Below are 16,691 nucleotides of genomic sequence, written 5' to 3' on the forward strand. Positions count from 1 at the left end.
CGGTGCTAAAATAATTGCCCATAACTTTCTGCGGTTAGCTAAATTTCTTAGAGGATATGACCGAAGGAAAGCACGCCGTTCAAGCCAAGGGATACCTGTCTCTGTTTAACGAAAAAAGGTCAAAGGATGAAGAAGAAATGGAGATTATACCCCCGACTAACATGTCATTCAGTAGGAACATTAAGACCTGGATCTGGATTATCCTCATTTTTCCACTTTAGCAGGTATAGAGGACTAAATTTAACTGCTTTCAGCAGTCAAATCAAACCTTAGTTAAATAATATTATTTACCATATCCAAAAGCCTGACTTCAGGCTTTTTTTTGTATTCAGATATTAATAATTGTAGTAGTTAAGAAATCGTGATAAAATAAAGTTTGTGTTAAAAACAAACAAGGGAGTTTTATTTGTGATAGAAACGGCTAACTTACGGAATATAGCGATCATTGCTCACGTCGACCATGGAAAAACAACATTAGTGGATGCAATGTTAAAACAAAGCGGTACTTTTCGCTCGAATCAACAAGTAGTAGAGCGTGTAATGGATTCCAACGACCTTGAAAGGGAAAGGGGAATCACGATTCTTTCTAAAAATACATCTGTTCATTGGCATGGCACTAAAATTAATATTGTCGATACACCCGGCCACGCTGATTTCGGCGGAGAAGTTGAGCGGGTCTTAAAAATGGTCAATGGAGTTTTGCTAATCGTGGATTCCTTCGAGGGTCCAATGCCTCAGACTCGTTTTGTCTTAAAAAAAGCTTTAGAATTAAAGCTAGTACCTATTGTCGTTATTAATAAAATTGACCGTCCGGATGCCCGTCCAGCCGAGGTTGTGGATGAAGTTTTGGAACTCTTCATTGAGTTAGGCGCAGATGATGATCAACTTGATTTTCCAATTGTCTATGCTTCCGCTCGCGAGGGGATAGCAGGCATGGAACCTGATCAATTATCTGACGATATGACTCCTCTTTTTCAATTGATTTTGGATCATATTCCTGCTCCCGTTGTCGATATTGATGCCCCATTACAACTCTTAGTTACGACTCTTGACCATGATGATTATGTAGGTAAGATTGTCGTAGGGCGATTGGTCCGAGGAACGATTCACCCCGGAGAATCTGTCGTATTGATGAAGCGAGATGATGTTATCGAAAAGAACAAGATCGGTAAAGTTTATGTCTATGAAGGATTGAAACGGGTAGAAGTCGATGAAGCAAGAGCCGGGGAAATTGTTGCTTTAACCGGTTTAACCAGTGCGAATATCGGGGAAACGGTAGCGGATGAGGATGAGCCGGAAGCACTTGATATAATTGAAGTGGACGAGCCTACACTGACTATGAATTTTATGGTTAACAACAGTCCCTTTGCAGGCAGAGAGGGAACATATGTAACCTCACGTAAAATTAGAGAAAGATTATTCAAAGAAATTGAAACCAACGTTAGCTTAAATGTCGAAGAAACGGACTCTCCAGATGTTTTCCGTGTTTCCGGTAGAGGGGAGCTCCATCTCTCTATCCTGATTGAAAATATGCGCCGTGAGGGCTATGAACTCCAAGTTTCAAAACCAGAAGTCATTATCAAAACAATAGATGGTGTAAAATGTGAACCCATTGAATATCTCACCTGCGATATTCAGGAAAATGCAATGGGTTCCGTTATGGAACTTTTGGGACAACGCAAGGCCGAAATGGTAAATATGACAAATATCTCGCCTACCCAAATCCGCTTGGAGTTTCAAATACCAGCCCGGGGCCTTATCGGTTTCCGCGGTGATTTCTTGACCCAGACCCGAGGCGAAGGAATAATGAGTCATGTCTTTTATGGCTATGAACCCTATAAAGGAGATATCCCCGGCCGGACTCGCGGTGTTCTCATTGCTTTTGAGGATGGGGAAACGACCGGCTACGGCCTCAATATTGCCCAAGAGCGCGGAGTAACTTTTGTTGAACCCGGTACTCAGGTTTATGAAGGGATGATTGTCGGCGAAAATAGCCGTGATCAAGATATCGAAGTGAATGTTGCTAAGAAAAAACATGTTACCAACATGCGCTCAAGTAATTCGGAAGAAGCTTTACACTTAGAAAGTCCCCGAATTTACAGTCTTGAACAAGCTTTGGAATATATCGATGATGATGAACTAGTAGAAATTACACCCAAAAGCATTCGTCTGCGCAAACGGTATTTAGATCGAAATTCACGGGTCCGTTATGCTAAGAAGAAGGCTTCATTGGACCAATAAAGATAATAGATTTAATTATATTTTCAGGACACCTTTTCAGACTTATTGCGTATAGTAATAAGGATGGGGAGGTGCTTCCTACATATGCCGATTCGTATTACATTCCGTCCGGATGACCATTTACCTCCGGTAGTACAATCTCCTAAGCCCAAGCCTGTTCTTGATTATGGGAACGATTCCTCAGTACAAACCTCTAAGGCTCGTAAAAATGCAGCCAATTTGAATGAAAAAGATAAGATCGCCGAAATCCTCTCCGAGCTTGATGATCTGATCGGTTTAACCACGGTTAAAGAATTAGTCCGTGAGCTTCAAGCCTATGTTGAGATTCAAAGACGAAGAACACGAGAAAAGCTTATTGCCGAGCCCTTAGTTCTTCACATGATTTTTCGGGGAAATCCCGGTACAGGGAAAACGACTGTTGCCCGAATCATTGGACGTCTTTTCAAGGAAATGGAAGTACTGCAAAAAGGTCACATCATAGAGTGCGAACGTGCTGATCTCGTCGGCGAATATATTGGTCATACCGCTCAAAAGACAAGGGAACAGATAAAAAAAGCATTGGGAGGAGTATTGTTCATCGACGAGGCATATTCTCTTGCCAGAGGCGGTGAAAAGGATTTTGGAAAAGAGGCCATTGATGCTTTAGTCAAAGCAATGGAAGACCATAAAAATGAATTTATATTAATTCTCGCTGGTTACTGTCATGAAATGGACTGGTTTTTACAGACGAATCCGGGACTTCGCTCGCGTTTCCCAATCAATATTGATTTCCCGGATTATAACATAGATGAACTTCTGGCTATTGGTGAAATGATGCTTAAGGCGCGTCAATATGAATTTAGCTTCGAAACGAAAGAAGCCTTTCGCTATATGCTGCAAGGGCTTTTGAACTCTCATCCCTATGCGGGCAATGCTCGCTTGGTCCGTAACATGACGGAAAAAGCGATCCGCAAACAGGCTGTGCGTTTATATGAGAAACCCAACTCAACTCGCGAAGAATTAATGCAGATTCTTCCTATGGATCTTGCGGCTGATGATATTATGACTCGTAATCCTTCATAAATTTCTTAATATATGCTATGATCCTCTTATCTTAACTGTAGTAAACTGTGTAAAACGGAGGTAAGGTATGGATATTCTCGGAGATTTATCCGGAATCCGCTCAATACAACTCGAAGAATTAAAAACGTTGGCCTTGCTCCGAACTGAACGTCCGGAGCTTATCCATGCTGTATTGCTTCAAGGTGTATGCAGTTTAACCGATAAATGGAACAAGGAAATAGCCTTATATATTAATCGTTCCGGGCGGGTGAATGGTGTAGCTATTGGTCATCATGCGTCAGTTAAACTTCCCTCGGTACGCGCCAGGGAAGCTTCTCATTTACGCTGCATCCATACTCACCCAGGGGGAAATTTCCGCTTAAGTTCGGTTGATCTTAGCGCATTTGAAGTTCTTGGTCTTGAAAGTATGACAAGTATTGGAATTCAAAATGGAAAAATTACCGGCTCAGAGCTGGCATATATTGCTGAGAATGGAACAATCCTTACCAAGCCTTTCACAGCACAAGAGCTGGAGAGGCTTGACTATGAGGAGTTTCTTGCAGAAAATCGTACCCGCCAAATCACGAAAAAATGTTCTATTCCCGAGGAAGAACGGGCTTATCTTGTTTCGGTTGAGGATGAAGAAATTGCTCAGGAATTATTGACAGAGTTAGCTGAACTTGCCCGTACAGCAGGAGTAATAGTTGTAGGTCAGCTTTTACAGCCCAAGCGTTACGGCAGCTCTGTAAGTTACATAGGTAAAGGAAAACTTGAAATTTTAAATCAACAGATCCAAAATACTCATGCTAATGTTCTGATTTGTGATGATGAACTTACTCCGGCGCAGCTCCGGAATCTTGAAAAGTATACAGATATTAAAGTTTTAGATCGAACGGGGCTGATTCTTGACATATTTGCCCAACGCGCTAAATCACGGGAAGGTAAGCTTCAAGTTGAGCTAGCACAGCTTCAATATTTATTACCTCGTCTGACCGGTCAGGGACAAGCTTTATCCCGCCTGGGTGGAGGAATAGGAACAAGGGGACCTGGTGAATCTAAATTAGAGATGGACAAACGGCGAGTCCGCCAGAGAATTCATGCTCTGGAACAGGAACTAAAAGAGATTCGTAAACATAGAAGAACCCAGCGCCAACAGCGTATCCGAAGTGGACTTCAACTCGCTGCGCTTGTAGGGTATACAAATGCAGGTAAAACCACGTTTTTACAAAAAGCAATGGAACAAACTCGTGCAAGAGGAGAATCCCTCGTTGGCGAGAACAAACTTTTCGCAACACTTGATCCGACAGTACGCTCACTTCAAATCGGATCCAATCGTCAAATCCTGATGAGTGACACTGTTGGTTTCATACAGAAGCTTCCCCCGCAGTTATTAAATGCCTTTTTAGCTACCTTAGAGGAAGTTCAAAATGCGGATGTTTTGCTTCACGTTTTAGATGCGAGTCATCCACAAGCCTTAGAACAGGCTGATACGGTTCATAATATCCTAAAAGAATTAGATTGCGGTGATAAACCGACGATAACTATTTTAAATAAAACGGATCAAGTTGAACAAATTACCGATCTTAACCGCTTGGCACAACAGCTTCCTCACCCGATAGCGCTTTCGCTAAAAAACGGCGATTCACTCCAAGCCGTCTGGAAAATGCTCGAGAAACTTTTACCTGAAAATAATTACATAGAATAGATGATACGAGGAGGACCTAAATTGAAACTATGGGAGGACCTGCCTGCCTTTATTTCCAAGGCGGTAGAAAAAGCGGAAGCTGTCGTTCAAACACAATTATCTAGCCTCAATGAAATTGCTGAATATAACCACGCAAAAGTACTTAAGGCGTTTCAAACAGAGAAAGTAACCGATTATCACCTGGCCGGTACAACCGGTTACGGTTTAGGCGATCCGGGACGTGACGTTTTAGATCGGGTTGTCGCCAATGTACTGGGGACAGAGGCCGGCTTAGTCCGCGGACAATTTGTTTCCGGTACTCATGCTATAGCTACGGCATTATTTGGGGTACTGCGCCCGGGTGACCACTTACTTTCAGTGACGGGAAATCCTTATGATACACTAGAAGAAGTGATTGGAATCCGTGCAACAGGACAAGGAAGTTTGAAGGAGTTTGGAATCAGCTATGATGCTATCCCACTGAATTCAGAAGGGGAAATCCAATATAATCTTCTGCAAGGAGCTTTGAAACCGAATACGAAGATGCTGATCGTTCAGCGTTCACGTGGATATGCATGGCGTAATTCCTTAAGCATTAAAAAGATAGCAGAGCTCGTTCGTTTTATTCGCAAAGATAATCCTCAAATCATAGTTTTTGTTGATAATTGTTATGGAGAATTAGTTGAGAAATTTGAACCCGGAGATGTAGATGTAGACCTGATGGCGGGTTCCTTGATTAAGAATCTGGGGGGGACGATTGCCCCGACCGGTGGTTACATTGCAGGAAAACAAAGGTGGGTTGATCTTGCAGCTCAAAGACTTACCGCGCCCGGAATCGGCGGGGAAGTCGGAGCAACACTTGAATGGCAGCGTCTCTTTTTTCAAGGCCTATTTTTTAGCCCGTTAACAGTAAGTGAAGCTGTACGCGGTGCGGTTTTTTCCTCAGCTTTCTGGCAAGCTTTAGGATTTGAGGTTAGTCCTCTACCGGAGGATCCGAGAACAGATTTAATCCAAGCGGTGAAGCTGGGTTCGAGGGAGAGAATGATTGCCTTTTGTCAAGGACTTCAAAAAGGTTCGCCTATCGACAGCTTTATTACACCGGTACCCGCAGGTATGCCGGGCTACGAAGATGAAGTTATTATGGCTGGAGGGACGTTTATTCAAGGTGCGACGAGCGAATTCTCTGCTGACGGACCGTTGAGAGAGCCTTATATTGTTTATCAACAGGGTGGAATGTCTTATCAGTATGTCAAGTTCGGAAATGTTTTAGCAGCGTTAAACCTTTTCGAAAAAGATCTACTCAATGGGAGATGATTAAAAATGAGTCATGAACAAGAAGCGAAAAAAAGTGAAAAAAGTATGCTTCGTTATGTTTTGGAGCTTGTGGAGATTGTCGTTGTAGCGTTTGCTCTATCTTGGCTTATCCGTACTTTCGTCATTGAGGCCCGTGTTATTCCTACCGGATCAATGCTGCCCACGATTCAGCTTGAAGACCGAGTTATTGTCGACAAATTGTTTTTTAAGTATTTTGGTAAAATCCAACCGGGAGATGTCATTGTTTTTCATCCCCCCGCAAGTGCTCATTCTTCCGATGACTTTATAAAAAGACTTATTGCCATGTCCGGGGATAAGGTCGAGATTAAAAATCATACTACTTATGTCAATGATCAGCCACTCAATGAACCCTATATTAAAGAACCTCCCAAGGAAGATTTTGGTCCTGTTATTGTCCCTGAAGGCTCGTTATTTGTTATGGGTGATAATAGAAATAACAGTGCGGATTCCAGAGAATGGGGCTTTTTACCGGCGGAAAATGTTACCGGAAGGACTTTGTTCCGATATTGGCCGCTTAACCATTTTGGGCCTTTGGACTGATAGGGGAAACGCTATTTCATCATTTTGCATATACTGAAATTACAACATATACTCTTCAAAGAGAAGGTGGGTACTTAAAATGAGTAAAAAACTTTCAATAATTGTTCTTTTCGGGGGACAATCCGGAGAACATGAGGTCTCTCTCAGCTCCGCTCAATCCGTTTTGAAGGCGCTGGATCATACTCGTTATGAGGTTCAAACGATCTGTATATCCAGGGAAGGGAAATGGTTCTGGGGCATAGACCCTATGAACTGGAAAACTTCGGAGATCGTTTCAGCGGATACCCCTCAGGTCACATTAGTCCAAGATCCTTCAAATCCACGTTTCATTGCCCTTGATGGAAAAGATCTTCCCAACGGTGGGAAATTTGATTTAATCTTCCCTGTTCTTCATGGGACATATGGAGAAGACGGAACGATTCAAGGATTATTCGAAATGTCCAATGTCCCGTATGTTGGATCCGGTGTTCTGGGTTCTTCATTAGGAATGGACAAAGACCGTATGAAAGCCGTATTCGCTGATGCAAAGCTGCCAATGGCTCGCTCCCTGACTATCCTGCGTTCTGATTACAAGTTAAATTCTGGTGAAGTTATTACCCGCATCGAACAAGTAATCGGTTATCCTTGTTTTATTAAGCCTGCTAACCTAGGTTCAAGTGTAGGGATATCTAAAGCGTACAATCGTGAAGAACTTACAAAGTCAGTTGAGCTGGCGGCTCTATATGATCGAAAACTTGTCATTGAAGAAAATATCAAAGGGCGCGAGATAGAGGTTAGTGTCCTAGGTAATGAAGCACCCAGAGCTTCTCTGCCAGGGGAGATTCTGCCGGCAAAAGATTTTTATGATTATGAGGCTAAGTATCTGGACACTGGTTCACGATTGCTTATTCCCGCTCCGTTAGAATCAGAAATTGTGAGTCAACTTCAGGCAATGGCTGTCAAAGCATTCCAGTCTGTAGAGGCTTCCGGACTTAGTCGAGTCGATTTTTTTGTAACCTCAGATCAAAAGATTTATGTCAATGAAATAAACACAATGCCTGGGTTTACGCAGATTTCGATGTATCCAAAATTATGGGAGGCTTCTGGAATCCCTTATTCTGAGCTCATCGATCGTTTAATAACGTTGGGTATGGAACGTTTTAAGGATCTTCGCAATCGTAGAATTTCACGTTAATCTTGTTAGTATTTTAAATGATAGACGGGGAAGTTGCGCTGTGAAAACATTGTTATCACGCAACTTCCCCGTCTTTTGGGTTAGTAATTATATGGATTTTTATATGGATTTAATGAAGGAAGCGGAAGACCCCAATGACCTTTCCTAGAATAGTGACATCTTGTGAATAGATCGGTTCCATCAAAGAATTTTCGGGTTGTAAACGAATGAGCGTTTTTTCGCGGTAAAAACGTTTAACCGTTGCTTCATCGCCTATCATTGCAACTACGATTTCACCGTTACTGGCGGTACTTTGTTGTCTGACCAAAATAAGATCACCATTAAGTATTCCGGCATTGATCATACTTTCACCACGGACTTTTAAGAAAAATACTTTATCGTCATTTACCAACTCTAAAGGTAGAGGAAAGGTATCCTCAATATTTTCCTGTGCCAAAATAGGCTGCCCTGCGGTAACCCTGCCGATGATTGGAACCTGAACTACTTTCTTTTCGCTTACATCATTAGCAATTTCTAAAACTTCTATTGCTCTCGGTTTAATAGGATCGCGGCGAATGTAACCTTTATCTTCAAGGGTTTGAAGATGCCCATGTACTGTCGAACTGGACATTAAACCAACTGCGTCACCAATTTCACGAACCGAGGGGGGATATCCCTTTTCTTGAATCATTTGTTTAATAAATTCTAATATCGCGTTTTGACGTTGTGATAAATCAGGATACACATAAATACCTCCCCACATATTTCTATGAATATTTTATCATTAGAGATTCTAAAGTGCAAACAAATGTTCGTAATATAATTTGCTAGATTCCATATCATTTAAAGTATAATAAAGTTTAGGTGGGATGGTTGTGCAAAGATTTAAAAATTCAATTGTTAAAACTATTGCACTTATACTTCAAATATTTATTCTCTTGGTTATAGGAGGATTAGCCTGGAAATTTATTCATCACACACCGGTTGTCCCGTCTCATGTTTATCCTTATTTAACGGGCATTTTACCGGATATCGTTCTTGAAAGCCACCATGAGGGAGTAAATCTTTCTGTAACAGGTTGGGCTGACCTTTTAGCCGTGAAATCAACATTAGAAAAACAACAAGCTTCTCCAATTATCCAGCAATTAAAACAGGGTGTTGTTTTTGACAAAATTAACTGGGAATTGGCAGATACTTCTCCGGAAACAGCTCGTGAAGTAAAGGAAAGAAGAAAGATTCTACTGGACTATCCTTTATATGAGCCCCTACGATATGCTTTCCCAGTACAAGGTCAATCATGGTATGAAGATAGTTGGGGGGCAAAGCGAGAGGGTGGGAAACGACTCCATGAGGGAACTGACCTTTTTGCTGAGGAAGGCACTCCTTTATTCAGTGTTTGTGCCGGAGAGATTGAAAAATTGGGTTGGAATCGCTTGGGGGGAGAACGTGTCGGTATCAGAGGAGAAGATGGGAATTATTATTACTACGCACATTTGAAAGAAATAGAATCCTCACTAAAAATCGGACAACTTATTACTAAAGGAGCTTTTATAGGGACAATGGGGCATACTGGGGATGCCTTAACCACACCGGATCATTTACACTTTGGTATACAGTTACGCGATGGGACATGGATTAATCCTTATCCGTTTTTATCGGTTTGGCAGCATTACCCGACTGAATTCAACAGATCTTCAGACTTGCCGAAAGGATAAATATAAATTATCATAAAGGAGTTAAACGAATTTGAGAAAGGGACATGAGTTAATGTTATGAAGCGTAAAATTCATATTGGGTTAAGTTTAATATTGATTATAGTTCTTGGTATAAGCGTTATTCCATTAGTTCATCCATCTCCATCTTTTGCTGTTTTGGGAACACAATCAACATCCCAATCCACTTTTGATGCAGGCTTGGATTCCCCTAGTTATTACCTTATCAATGCCCAAAATCAAGAGGTCCTTCTTGCTCAAAATGAAGCGATTCAGCGCCCGCCTGCCAGTACTGTTAAACTTCTGACAGGTCTTGTTGCCATGCAAACCTTAAAAGAAGATGATGTTGTTAAGGTGGGGGAAGAGGTCAACATAGAAAATTCGACTTTAGGTTTAAAACCGGGGGATACGATTCTCGTCAAAGATTTATTAACGGCGCTGTTCTTGCCTAGTGCAAATGATGCGGCAGTTGCCCTAGCAGTTAAAGCCAAAGGATCAGTTCCGGCTTTTGTTGAGGCCATGAATCAATATGCGCACCAATTGGGCTGTGATAGTTCAAACTTTCAGACCCCGAATGGTTTACCCGCATCTGATCAATATTCTACGGCGCGGGACCTCGCTAAAATTGCTTCTGAATTTATACAAAACGAGACATTGATGAAATATGTGGAGAAACAAGAGGGAAAGGTAGAGTGGACAACCTCTAGTGGGCTCAAAAGGAGTATTATTGTCCATAATTTAAATGAGTTCTTGGGGATTTATCCTGGGGTTGAGGGACTAAAAACTGGGACAACGTCAGAAGCAGGACAGTGCCTTGTAACTTACATCACAAGGCCGGATGGAAATTTAATTCTGGTTCTCTTAGGGAGCAAAAATCGCTATCATGACACTAAAAATCTCCTTGATCAAGGGATGGCGATTGTGCGGACTAAAGCAGCCCTAAGGAATCTAGGAAGTAGCCCTGAATCCATGGTTCAAGCATCAGGATTTTTTCAATAAGAAGTTAGCAATAAAATAATGGAGTGTAGACTATGAACAAATATGGTGAACCTTGTATTTTAGAAGATCGTTTATGTACTGAATGTGGAGAATGTGACCGCTGTGAATTAGATCCGGAAAAGATTTGTGATAACTGCTGCAAATGTATTGATACTGATGCAGAGTATCGTGCTATCGAGATCGAAGACATTCTTTTGAATACCGAGGATTTAAAGCCTCCGCACAACAATGCAAAAACAACTCAAGGTTTTCGGATGAGGAAAAAGTAACGAAGAGTAGTTTAGCCAATAATCTTCTTTAAAGATAAGGTAAGATGAAACTTTAAATAAATTTGTTAGGCATTGAGCCAAGTTTGACACTTTATTATTGAGTCCTATAATGTTTATTATGTAAAGTTAAATAGTAAGTATGGGAGAGGGGTACAACATATTATATTTTAGCCCGAATGACGGATTTTTTTGTCGCCGTATGCTATTGGGCTTGTTAAGCTCTGTATTAGTATTGATATAAACTTGCTATCAATAAGTATCGGTAAGCATTTTTGTGTATGTTTCTTACCATTACATCTGCATTTCAGTACTAATACCGTTTATCGTTTACCGTTTATCATTCGATTATTAAGCTTGCAATGCGAGCAATTAAATGTCAGCCTCTAGGAGCCTCTGTAAGGCTTTAGAAATCCGAACCTGGTATAATTCGTCCAACAGCAGAATCTTCAATTATGATGCTAAATTAGGTTTGATAATTGCCCCATTGTAAACTGAGCCTCTGGAATCCTCTATAAGGCTTTTGAATCTATTGTGAGTATTATCCCAGCCACCCGGCTTAACTAGTTAACTACATGCTTCTGTGAATGGGTTAAATTCGATTTTGGTATTTACGTAGTCGAAGATAATTTATAATCCATAAGAATTTTGAAAGAATTTTGATTCAATGTATATTCGAAGTGTAATCACTTTTATCTATACCCCTTTTAGAGACAACTATGCGCTAAATATCAATTTAATACAGAGTTGACAATGATAATTATTATTTATAAGATTATTTTGATGAGTAAATAATGTAGTTTTATGGAGGTAACAAGCGATGCTTAACCAATCTCTTTCTTCTCTCCCCTCTTTTGCACGTGCTTATATTCATCACTTAGGTGTAATAAATAAATCTGAAAATACGCAGCTCGCCTATGCTCAAGAGCTTGTTCTTTTCTTCCAATATCTCTGTGATACTTTTGATGAGTTCCCCTCTTCCCCTGCTAGTTTAGAGATTTCCGATCTTGAACGTATTCAGCATACTGATATTGAAGCATATTTAAGCTGGGCTCGTACTTATCGCAAAAATGGAGTTCGTGCTTTAGCTCGTAAACAAGCCGCAATTCGATCTTTGTATCATTATCTTCTAAAGGAAGATCTCATCTTAAAGGATGTTACCTTAAAACTTGATGCCATTCAAGTTAATCAAAAGCTTCCTAAAGCACTTGAACCAGAGCAGATTGCCGATTTAACCGATATTTTAGAATCAGGTATTGGGATGAGTAAAGGACAACTTAAATATCATAATTATACTGAGAAAAGGGACTTTGCAATTTTCCTAACTTTTATTGGAACCGGGCTTCGATTATCCGAATTATGCAGCCTTAAACTACAAAATATTGATTTCAATAAAGGATGTTTCTATGTTATTCGCAAGGGAAATAAGGAAACACAAATATATTTTAATCATGAGGTTTCTGATGCGCTGATGGATTATATAAAAAGTGAAAGACTTCGCTATGCTATAAATGAACCAGACGCTCTTTTTCTTTCAATGCAAGGCAATGAAATTAGCAAACGAGCAGTACAGAATTTGATTAAAAAATATTTAAACGTACTGCAATCGTTTGGTTATAATACCGAGGGATTTAGTGCTCATAAGTTACGCTCCACCTTTGCTACCCTTCTTCTTCGGGAAACAAACAATTTAGCAATAGTTCAAGATGCCTTGGGTCATTCTGATCCAAGAACAACTCGAATTTATGCTAAAGTTTTGGATGAACAATTACGGCGGGCTGCCAATTTAATAAAGTTTAAATAGGATCTGTTAACAGTTTGCATATAAAAACGACGCAAAAAATGTGATGTTAAGGCTGAGATCTAAAAAGTCTTTGAAAATAGTTATTCTGGACTAAAAGGTCCGCAATATCGATTCCTTGACTCGCATGCTCTTTGAGCTCGGTATCTCGGCCAACAAATGTTCCATCCGCGAGAACCGCAAAATCCCGATTCGTGTTGAGAAGATTTCGACCTATTGCGGTATTCTCGTATTGTTGCGAATTAACTCCCATAAGATAGGCTACAGTAGGCAGAATATCAATCTGCGCACCGGTTGTTTCCACAACCTTAGGAGACATCCCCTTTTTATAGATGATAAACGGGACTTTTTTGTCGTAGTCCATCCACCACGATTCTTGAGGCTGGATTCCGGGTAGTTCATCGTTGTAATATTTATGAATACCACCATGGTCGCCATAAATGACGACAACCGTGTTGTCTAAAAGCCCCTCTTTATCTAGACTGTCTAAGAAAATCCCGATTTGCTTGTCTGTATAATGAACACTTTGGAAGTACCCGCCAAGTTTGGTTTGATCGAGCGATGGTTCTATTTGAAGTTCCCTGTACTCTTTTGGAATATCAAAGGGGCCATGGTTTGATAGGGTAATCATAAAATTATAAAACGGTTGTTTAGTTTGTTTAAGAATCGGGACAACTTGGCGGAGAAAGCTTCCATCACTTAAGCCAATTCCGATTTGCTCATCTTGGTTAAAAGCTGAGGCATCGATCGTATTAGTAAAACCAAATGAGGTCAGGGCTTGCTGCCAGTTCCAATAAGACCCTTTATCGGGATGGATGGCCTGAGTCGTATACCCTTTTTCCCCGAGCAAAATGGGTAAGGAATTGTATTGGTTCTGTGGGAATCGGAAGAAGGTGCTTCCTCGTCTGACCGGGTAGACAGACGTATTTGCGAGAAGTTCAGCATCAGAAGTCGTTCCATTCCAGACTTGCTCATAGAAGTTTGGAAAATAGATACTATGGTTTAGCAAACGGTTTAGGTTGGGGGTGATTTCTTGGTTTGCATATGATTTATTGATGACAAAGTTCTCCAGTGACTCTACTTGTATTAGAATGAGATTTTGGCCCGCGAATAAATTATTGAATTCATTATCATTTAAGCTTTCCCTATTCTGCGCATACCAAGCTTTTATGTCAGACTCTTGCTCATTAGTCAACTTAATAGATCGATTTTCCTTGAAGTAAACATAGCTGTCATAAAGGTGATAACCGATAGGAGATAAATTTCTCATGGTATCCGTTGGGGTCCAACAAATCCGAAAAACGATTTGATTTGTCCCGTCCTCAACAATATCATACTTGTAGTGTGCAAATGAAATATATCCTACACTAAGAGCAATCATCAGCACAAATAAAGGAACTTGACGCGAAATGCTTTTCCCTAAAGATTTAAAGCGGAGGAGTAGAATGAAACTGACAATCAGATCGACAACAAATAGCGCATCATAATACCGGAGCATGGAGATGACAGTACTGCCTAGATTATCAAGGTTAACCATCTGTTTAATGAGATAGATGGATAGATAACTGGTATAACCTCGGAAATACATTAAGTCCGCAATTAAAAGCGTCGTTAATATCGCATTTAGAATGAAGGAAGCCCATAAACGTTTACGTTCTTTAAATAAAAGTCCGATCGAGAAATACGCCAAGGTAAAAGCGATTGCAATAAAGCTTGACTGCCTGAATATAGGCGAAAAAAATGCAAATGCTCCTGTCTTCCAAGCTGTCGTCAGCCCTAAGAACACCATCACTTTGATGAGACCTAAAAGGAAGGATACAGACCAGAAGGTATCAGGCAATAAGTCTTTCAGACGCAGACGTTTGAGCGTCGTATGTTTTGGTTGGTATTGAACAGCAGCCATCCAATACTCCTTTCTCCTGTTTATTATCGAATCAACTTAATTTTATTCGACATAAATATGCAAAGTCCCTCCTGTAAAGATATGTAAAGTAAAAATTCATTGGTTTTTAAGGCGAATCCAATTTATTAGGACAATAAGAAATCCGATTTAACAATATAGAGGAGATCTCCTTTAAAAAAGGAGGTCTCCTCTATTATTAGTGAAGTGTAATGTGAGCTGCAAGAAAATCAGCCGAAGACAGCCGGATAATAAGTAACCCAGCCTCCGCTAAGATCTTTAACATGTGTAAATCCATGCTGTTTCAAGATCCGATAAGCTAAATATCCGCGTAATCCTATCTCACAGTAAACGACAATATCTTTATCCTTAGGCAGCTCAGAAAGGCGGCTGCGTAGTTCATCAATCGGAATGTGGAGCGAACCGGGGATGAATTTACCTTTGCGTTCTTCAATGGTCCGCACATCTAAAATGCAAATCTCTTTTGGATTCATGTCTTTTACTTCATGCCAATGAACGATTTCAACATCACCACTGATAATATTTCCCGCAACATAACCCGCCATGTTCACTGGATCTTTTGCAGAAGAAAAGGGCGGCGCATAAGCCAACTCGAGATCCTGTAAATCAAAAACTGTCCCGTAATGACGGATTACACCGGCAATATCATCAATCCGTTTATCCACACCTTGGGATCCAACGATTTGCGCTCCCAGGATACGCCCACTCTTCCGATCAAAGATAAGCTTTGTGGACAGTCGGGTAGCACCTGGATAATACCCCGCATTAGATGCTGAATGCGTAAATGAAACTTCATAAGGAATCCCTAGTTTTTTTAGTGTCTTTTCGTTGGCACCGGTAGAAGCTGCAGCTAGGTCAAAAACTTTAGCAATTGAAGTTCCTTGGGTTCCCTCATAGGTGCTGTTTTTTCCTGCAATTACATCAGCAACGATTCGTCCTTGTTTATTCGCCGGGCCGGCTAACGGTATAAGCGCGGGTTGTCCCGTGACAAAATTCTTGACCTCAATGGCATCACCGAGGGCGTAAATATTCGGATCAGAAGTTTGAAGTTTCTCATTCACCTTGATTCCGCCTAAGTCTCCAATCGCTAGACCGGCTTCCTTCGCCAACTTTATTTCCGGTTTTACCCCAATGGCTAAGATGACCATATCCGTTTGAACCTCACTGCCGCTTTGCAGTGTGATCAGGGTACCCTTATCATTTTTGGTAAAGGCTTTAACACCATCTTCTAAAATAAGGTTAACTCCTTTGTTAAAAATATGATCATGCAGAATGGCAGCCATCTCATAATCAAGAGGAGCCATAACCTGATTGCTCATTTCGATAATTGTAGTTTCTACCCCCCGAACGTGTAAATTTTCGGCCATCTCCAAACCAATAAAGCCGCCACCGACGACTGCAGCTGTTTTGGGATGTTGGGTGTCGATATAACCTTTGATGCGATCAATATCGGTAACATTACGCACCACAAATGGTTCTACGTCATTGATTCCTGGAATCGGGGGGCGAACCGGGGCTGCTCCGGGCGAAAGGATTAGTACATCATAAGCTTCTATATAACGACGACCATTCTTTTCTAGGATTTCTATTTCTTTTTGCATAGGAAATATGCGAGTAACCTCGCTTTGAGTGCGGACATCGACTTCGAAACGTCCCTTCATTCCTTGGGGTGTTTGCACAAGAAGCGCATCCCGCTCAGAGATTACGCCGCTGACATAATAGGGTAAGCCGCAGTTTGCATAGGAGATATGCTCTCCGCGTTCAAAGATAATGATTTTCGCCTTTTCATCCAAGCGGCGTAATCGAGCTGCGGCGCTTGCCCCGCCTGCAACTCCACCTACGATAAGTACTTTCTTTTGCATAATTACGTCTCCTTTTACTATTTCAAATCTTATAAGTTAGTACCTCATTTATCCGGAACATAACACATCTAAATATATTCCTGTATATAGTATCAATGATTTTATTGATGTTATATGTATACATTTGCGCTAATGA

At 40.9% G+C, this 16,691-nt stretch carries 13 protein-coding genes; 10 read left to right on the forward strand and 3 right to left on the reverse strand.

Features of this window, described 5'->3' with window-relative positions:
• The first annotated feature begins 411 nt into the window (after positions 1 to 411).
• The 6 genes from typA to VB077_RS15105 all read left to right on the forward strand — a co-directional run bounded on the left by typA (position 412) and on the right by VB077_RS15105 (position 8,015).
• Positions 412 to 2,241 carry a translational GTPase TypA gene (gene typA, locus VB077_RS15080; RefSeq protein WP_323416122.1) on the forward strand — a complete coding sequence of 610 codons (1,830 nt, stop codon included), beginning with the start codon at positions 412 to 414 and terminating at the stop codon, positions 2,239 to 2,241.
• Positions 2,242 to 2,325: 84 nt separating this feature from the next.
• On the forward strand, positions 2,326 to 3,303 hold the full coding sequence (locus tag VB077_RS15085) for an AAA family ATPase (RefSeq protein WP_323416081.1): 978 nt from the start codon (positions 2,326 to 2,328) through the stop codon (positions 3,301 to 3,303).
• A gap of 67 nt (positions 3,304 to 3,370) precedes the next feature.
• A complete protein-coding gene (hflX, locus tag VB077_RS15090; RefSeq protein ID WP_323416082.1) occupies positions 3,371 to 4,987 on the forward strand; it encodes a GTPase HflX in 1,617 nt (538 codons plus the stop codon).
• Entirely contained in the window at positions 4,988 to 6,280 is a 1,293-nt protein-coding gene (locus tag VB077_RS15095) for an aminotransferase class I/II-fold pyridoxal phosphate-dependent enzyme (protein ID WP_323416083.1), read from the forward strand.
• 6 nt (positions 6,281 to 6,286) lie between these two features.
• On the forward strand, positions 6,287 to 6,841 hold the full coding sequence (lepB, locus tag VB077_RS15100; RefSeq protein WP_323416084.1) for a signal peptidase I: 555 nt from the start codon (positions 6,287 to 6,289) through the stop codon (positions 6,839 to 6,841).
• A 79-nt stretch (positions 6,842 to 6,920) separates the two neighbouring features.
• Positions 6,921 to 8,015 (forward strand): D-alanine--D-alanine ligase, encoded by a 1,095-nt coding sequence (locus VB077_RS15105; protein WP_323416085.1) that lies wholly within the window; start codon positions 6,921 to 6,923, stop codon positions 8,013 to 8,015.
• A gap of 109 nt (positions 8,016 to 8,124) precedes the next feature.
• Here the strand turns inward: VB077_RS15105 and lexA are convergent, their stop codons facing one another.
• Positions 8,125 to 8,739, reverse strand: coding sequence for a transcriptional repressor LexA (lexA, locus tag VB077_RS15110; protein ID WP_323416086.1), 615 nt, complete (start codon positions 8,737 to 8,739; stop codon positions 8,125 to 8,127).
• Positions 8,740 to 8,869: 130 nt separating this feature from the next.
• On the opposite strand from lexA, the gene VB077_RS15115 reads away from it, so the two are divergent.
• From VB077_RS15115 to VB077_RS15130, 4 genes are all read left to right on the forward strand, one after another.
• Positions 8,870 to 9,709, forward strand: a complete 840-nt coding sequence (locus VB077_RS15115; RefSeq protein ID WP_323416087.1) for a M23 family metallopeptidase — start codon at positions 8,870 to 8,872, stop codon at positions 9,707 to 9,709.
• 57 nt (positions 9,710 to 9,766) lie between these two features.
• Positions 9,767 to 10,705 carry a D-alanyl-D-alanine carboxypeptidase family protein gene (locus VB077_RS15120; RefSeq protein WP_323416088.1) on the forward strand — a complete coding sequence of 313 codons (939 nt, stop codon included), beginning with the start codon at positions 9,767 to 9,769 and terminating at the stop codon, positions 10,703 to 10,705.
• A 32-nt stretch (positions 10,706 to 10,737) separates the two neighbouring features.
• A complete protein-coding gene (locus tag VB077_RS15125; RefSeq protein ID WP_323416089.1) occupies positions 10,738 to 10,974 on the forward strand; it encodes a hypothetical protein in 237 nt (78 codons plus the stop codon).
• Between the two features lie 817 nt (positions 10,975 to 11,791).
• Positions 11,792 to 12,775: a tyrosine-type recombinase/integrase gene (locus tag VB077_RS15130; protein ID WP_323416090.1), complete on the forward strand. Its 984-nt coding sequence runs from the start codon at positions 11,792 to 11,794 to the stop codon at positions 12,773 to 12,775.
• A gap of 46 nt (positions 12,776 to 12,821) precedes the next feature.
• On the opposite strand, the gene VB077_RS15135 is transcribed toward VB077_RS15130, so the two are convergent.
• Both VB077_RS15135 and VB077_RS15140 read right to left on the reverse strand, forming a co-directional pair.
• Complete coding sequence (locus VB077_RS15135) at positions 12,822 to 14,675, reverse strand: LTA synthase family protein (RefSeq protein ID WP_323416091.1); 1,854 nt, start codon at positions 14,673 to 14,675, stop codon at positions 12,822 to 12,824.
• A 227-nt stretch (positions 14,676 to 14,902) separates the two neighbouring features.
• Positions 14,903 to 16,555, reverse strand: a complete 1,653-nt coding sequence (locus VB077_RS15140) for an FAD-dependent oxidoreductase (RefSeq protein WP_323416092.1) — start codon at positions 16,553 to 16,555, stop codon at positions 14,903 to 14,905.
• Positions 16,556 to 16,691 lie beyond the last annotated feature (136 nt).

This window comes from Desulfitobacterium sp., from assembly GCF_034927245.1.
Lineage (GTDB): Bacteria > Bacillota > Desulfitobacteriia > Desulfitobacteriales > Desulfitobacteriaceae > Desulfitobacterium_A.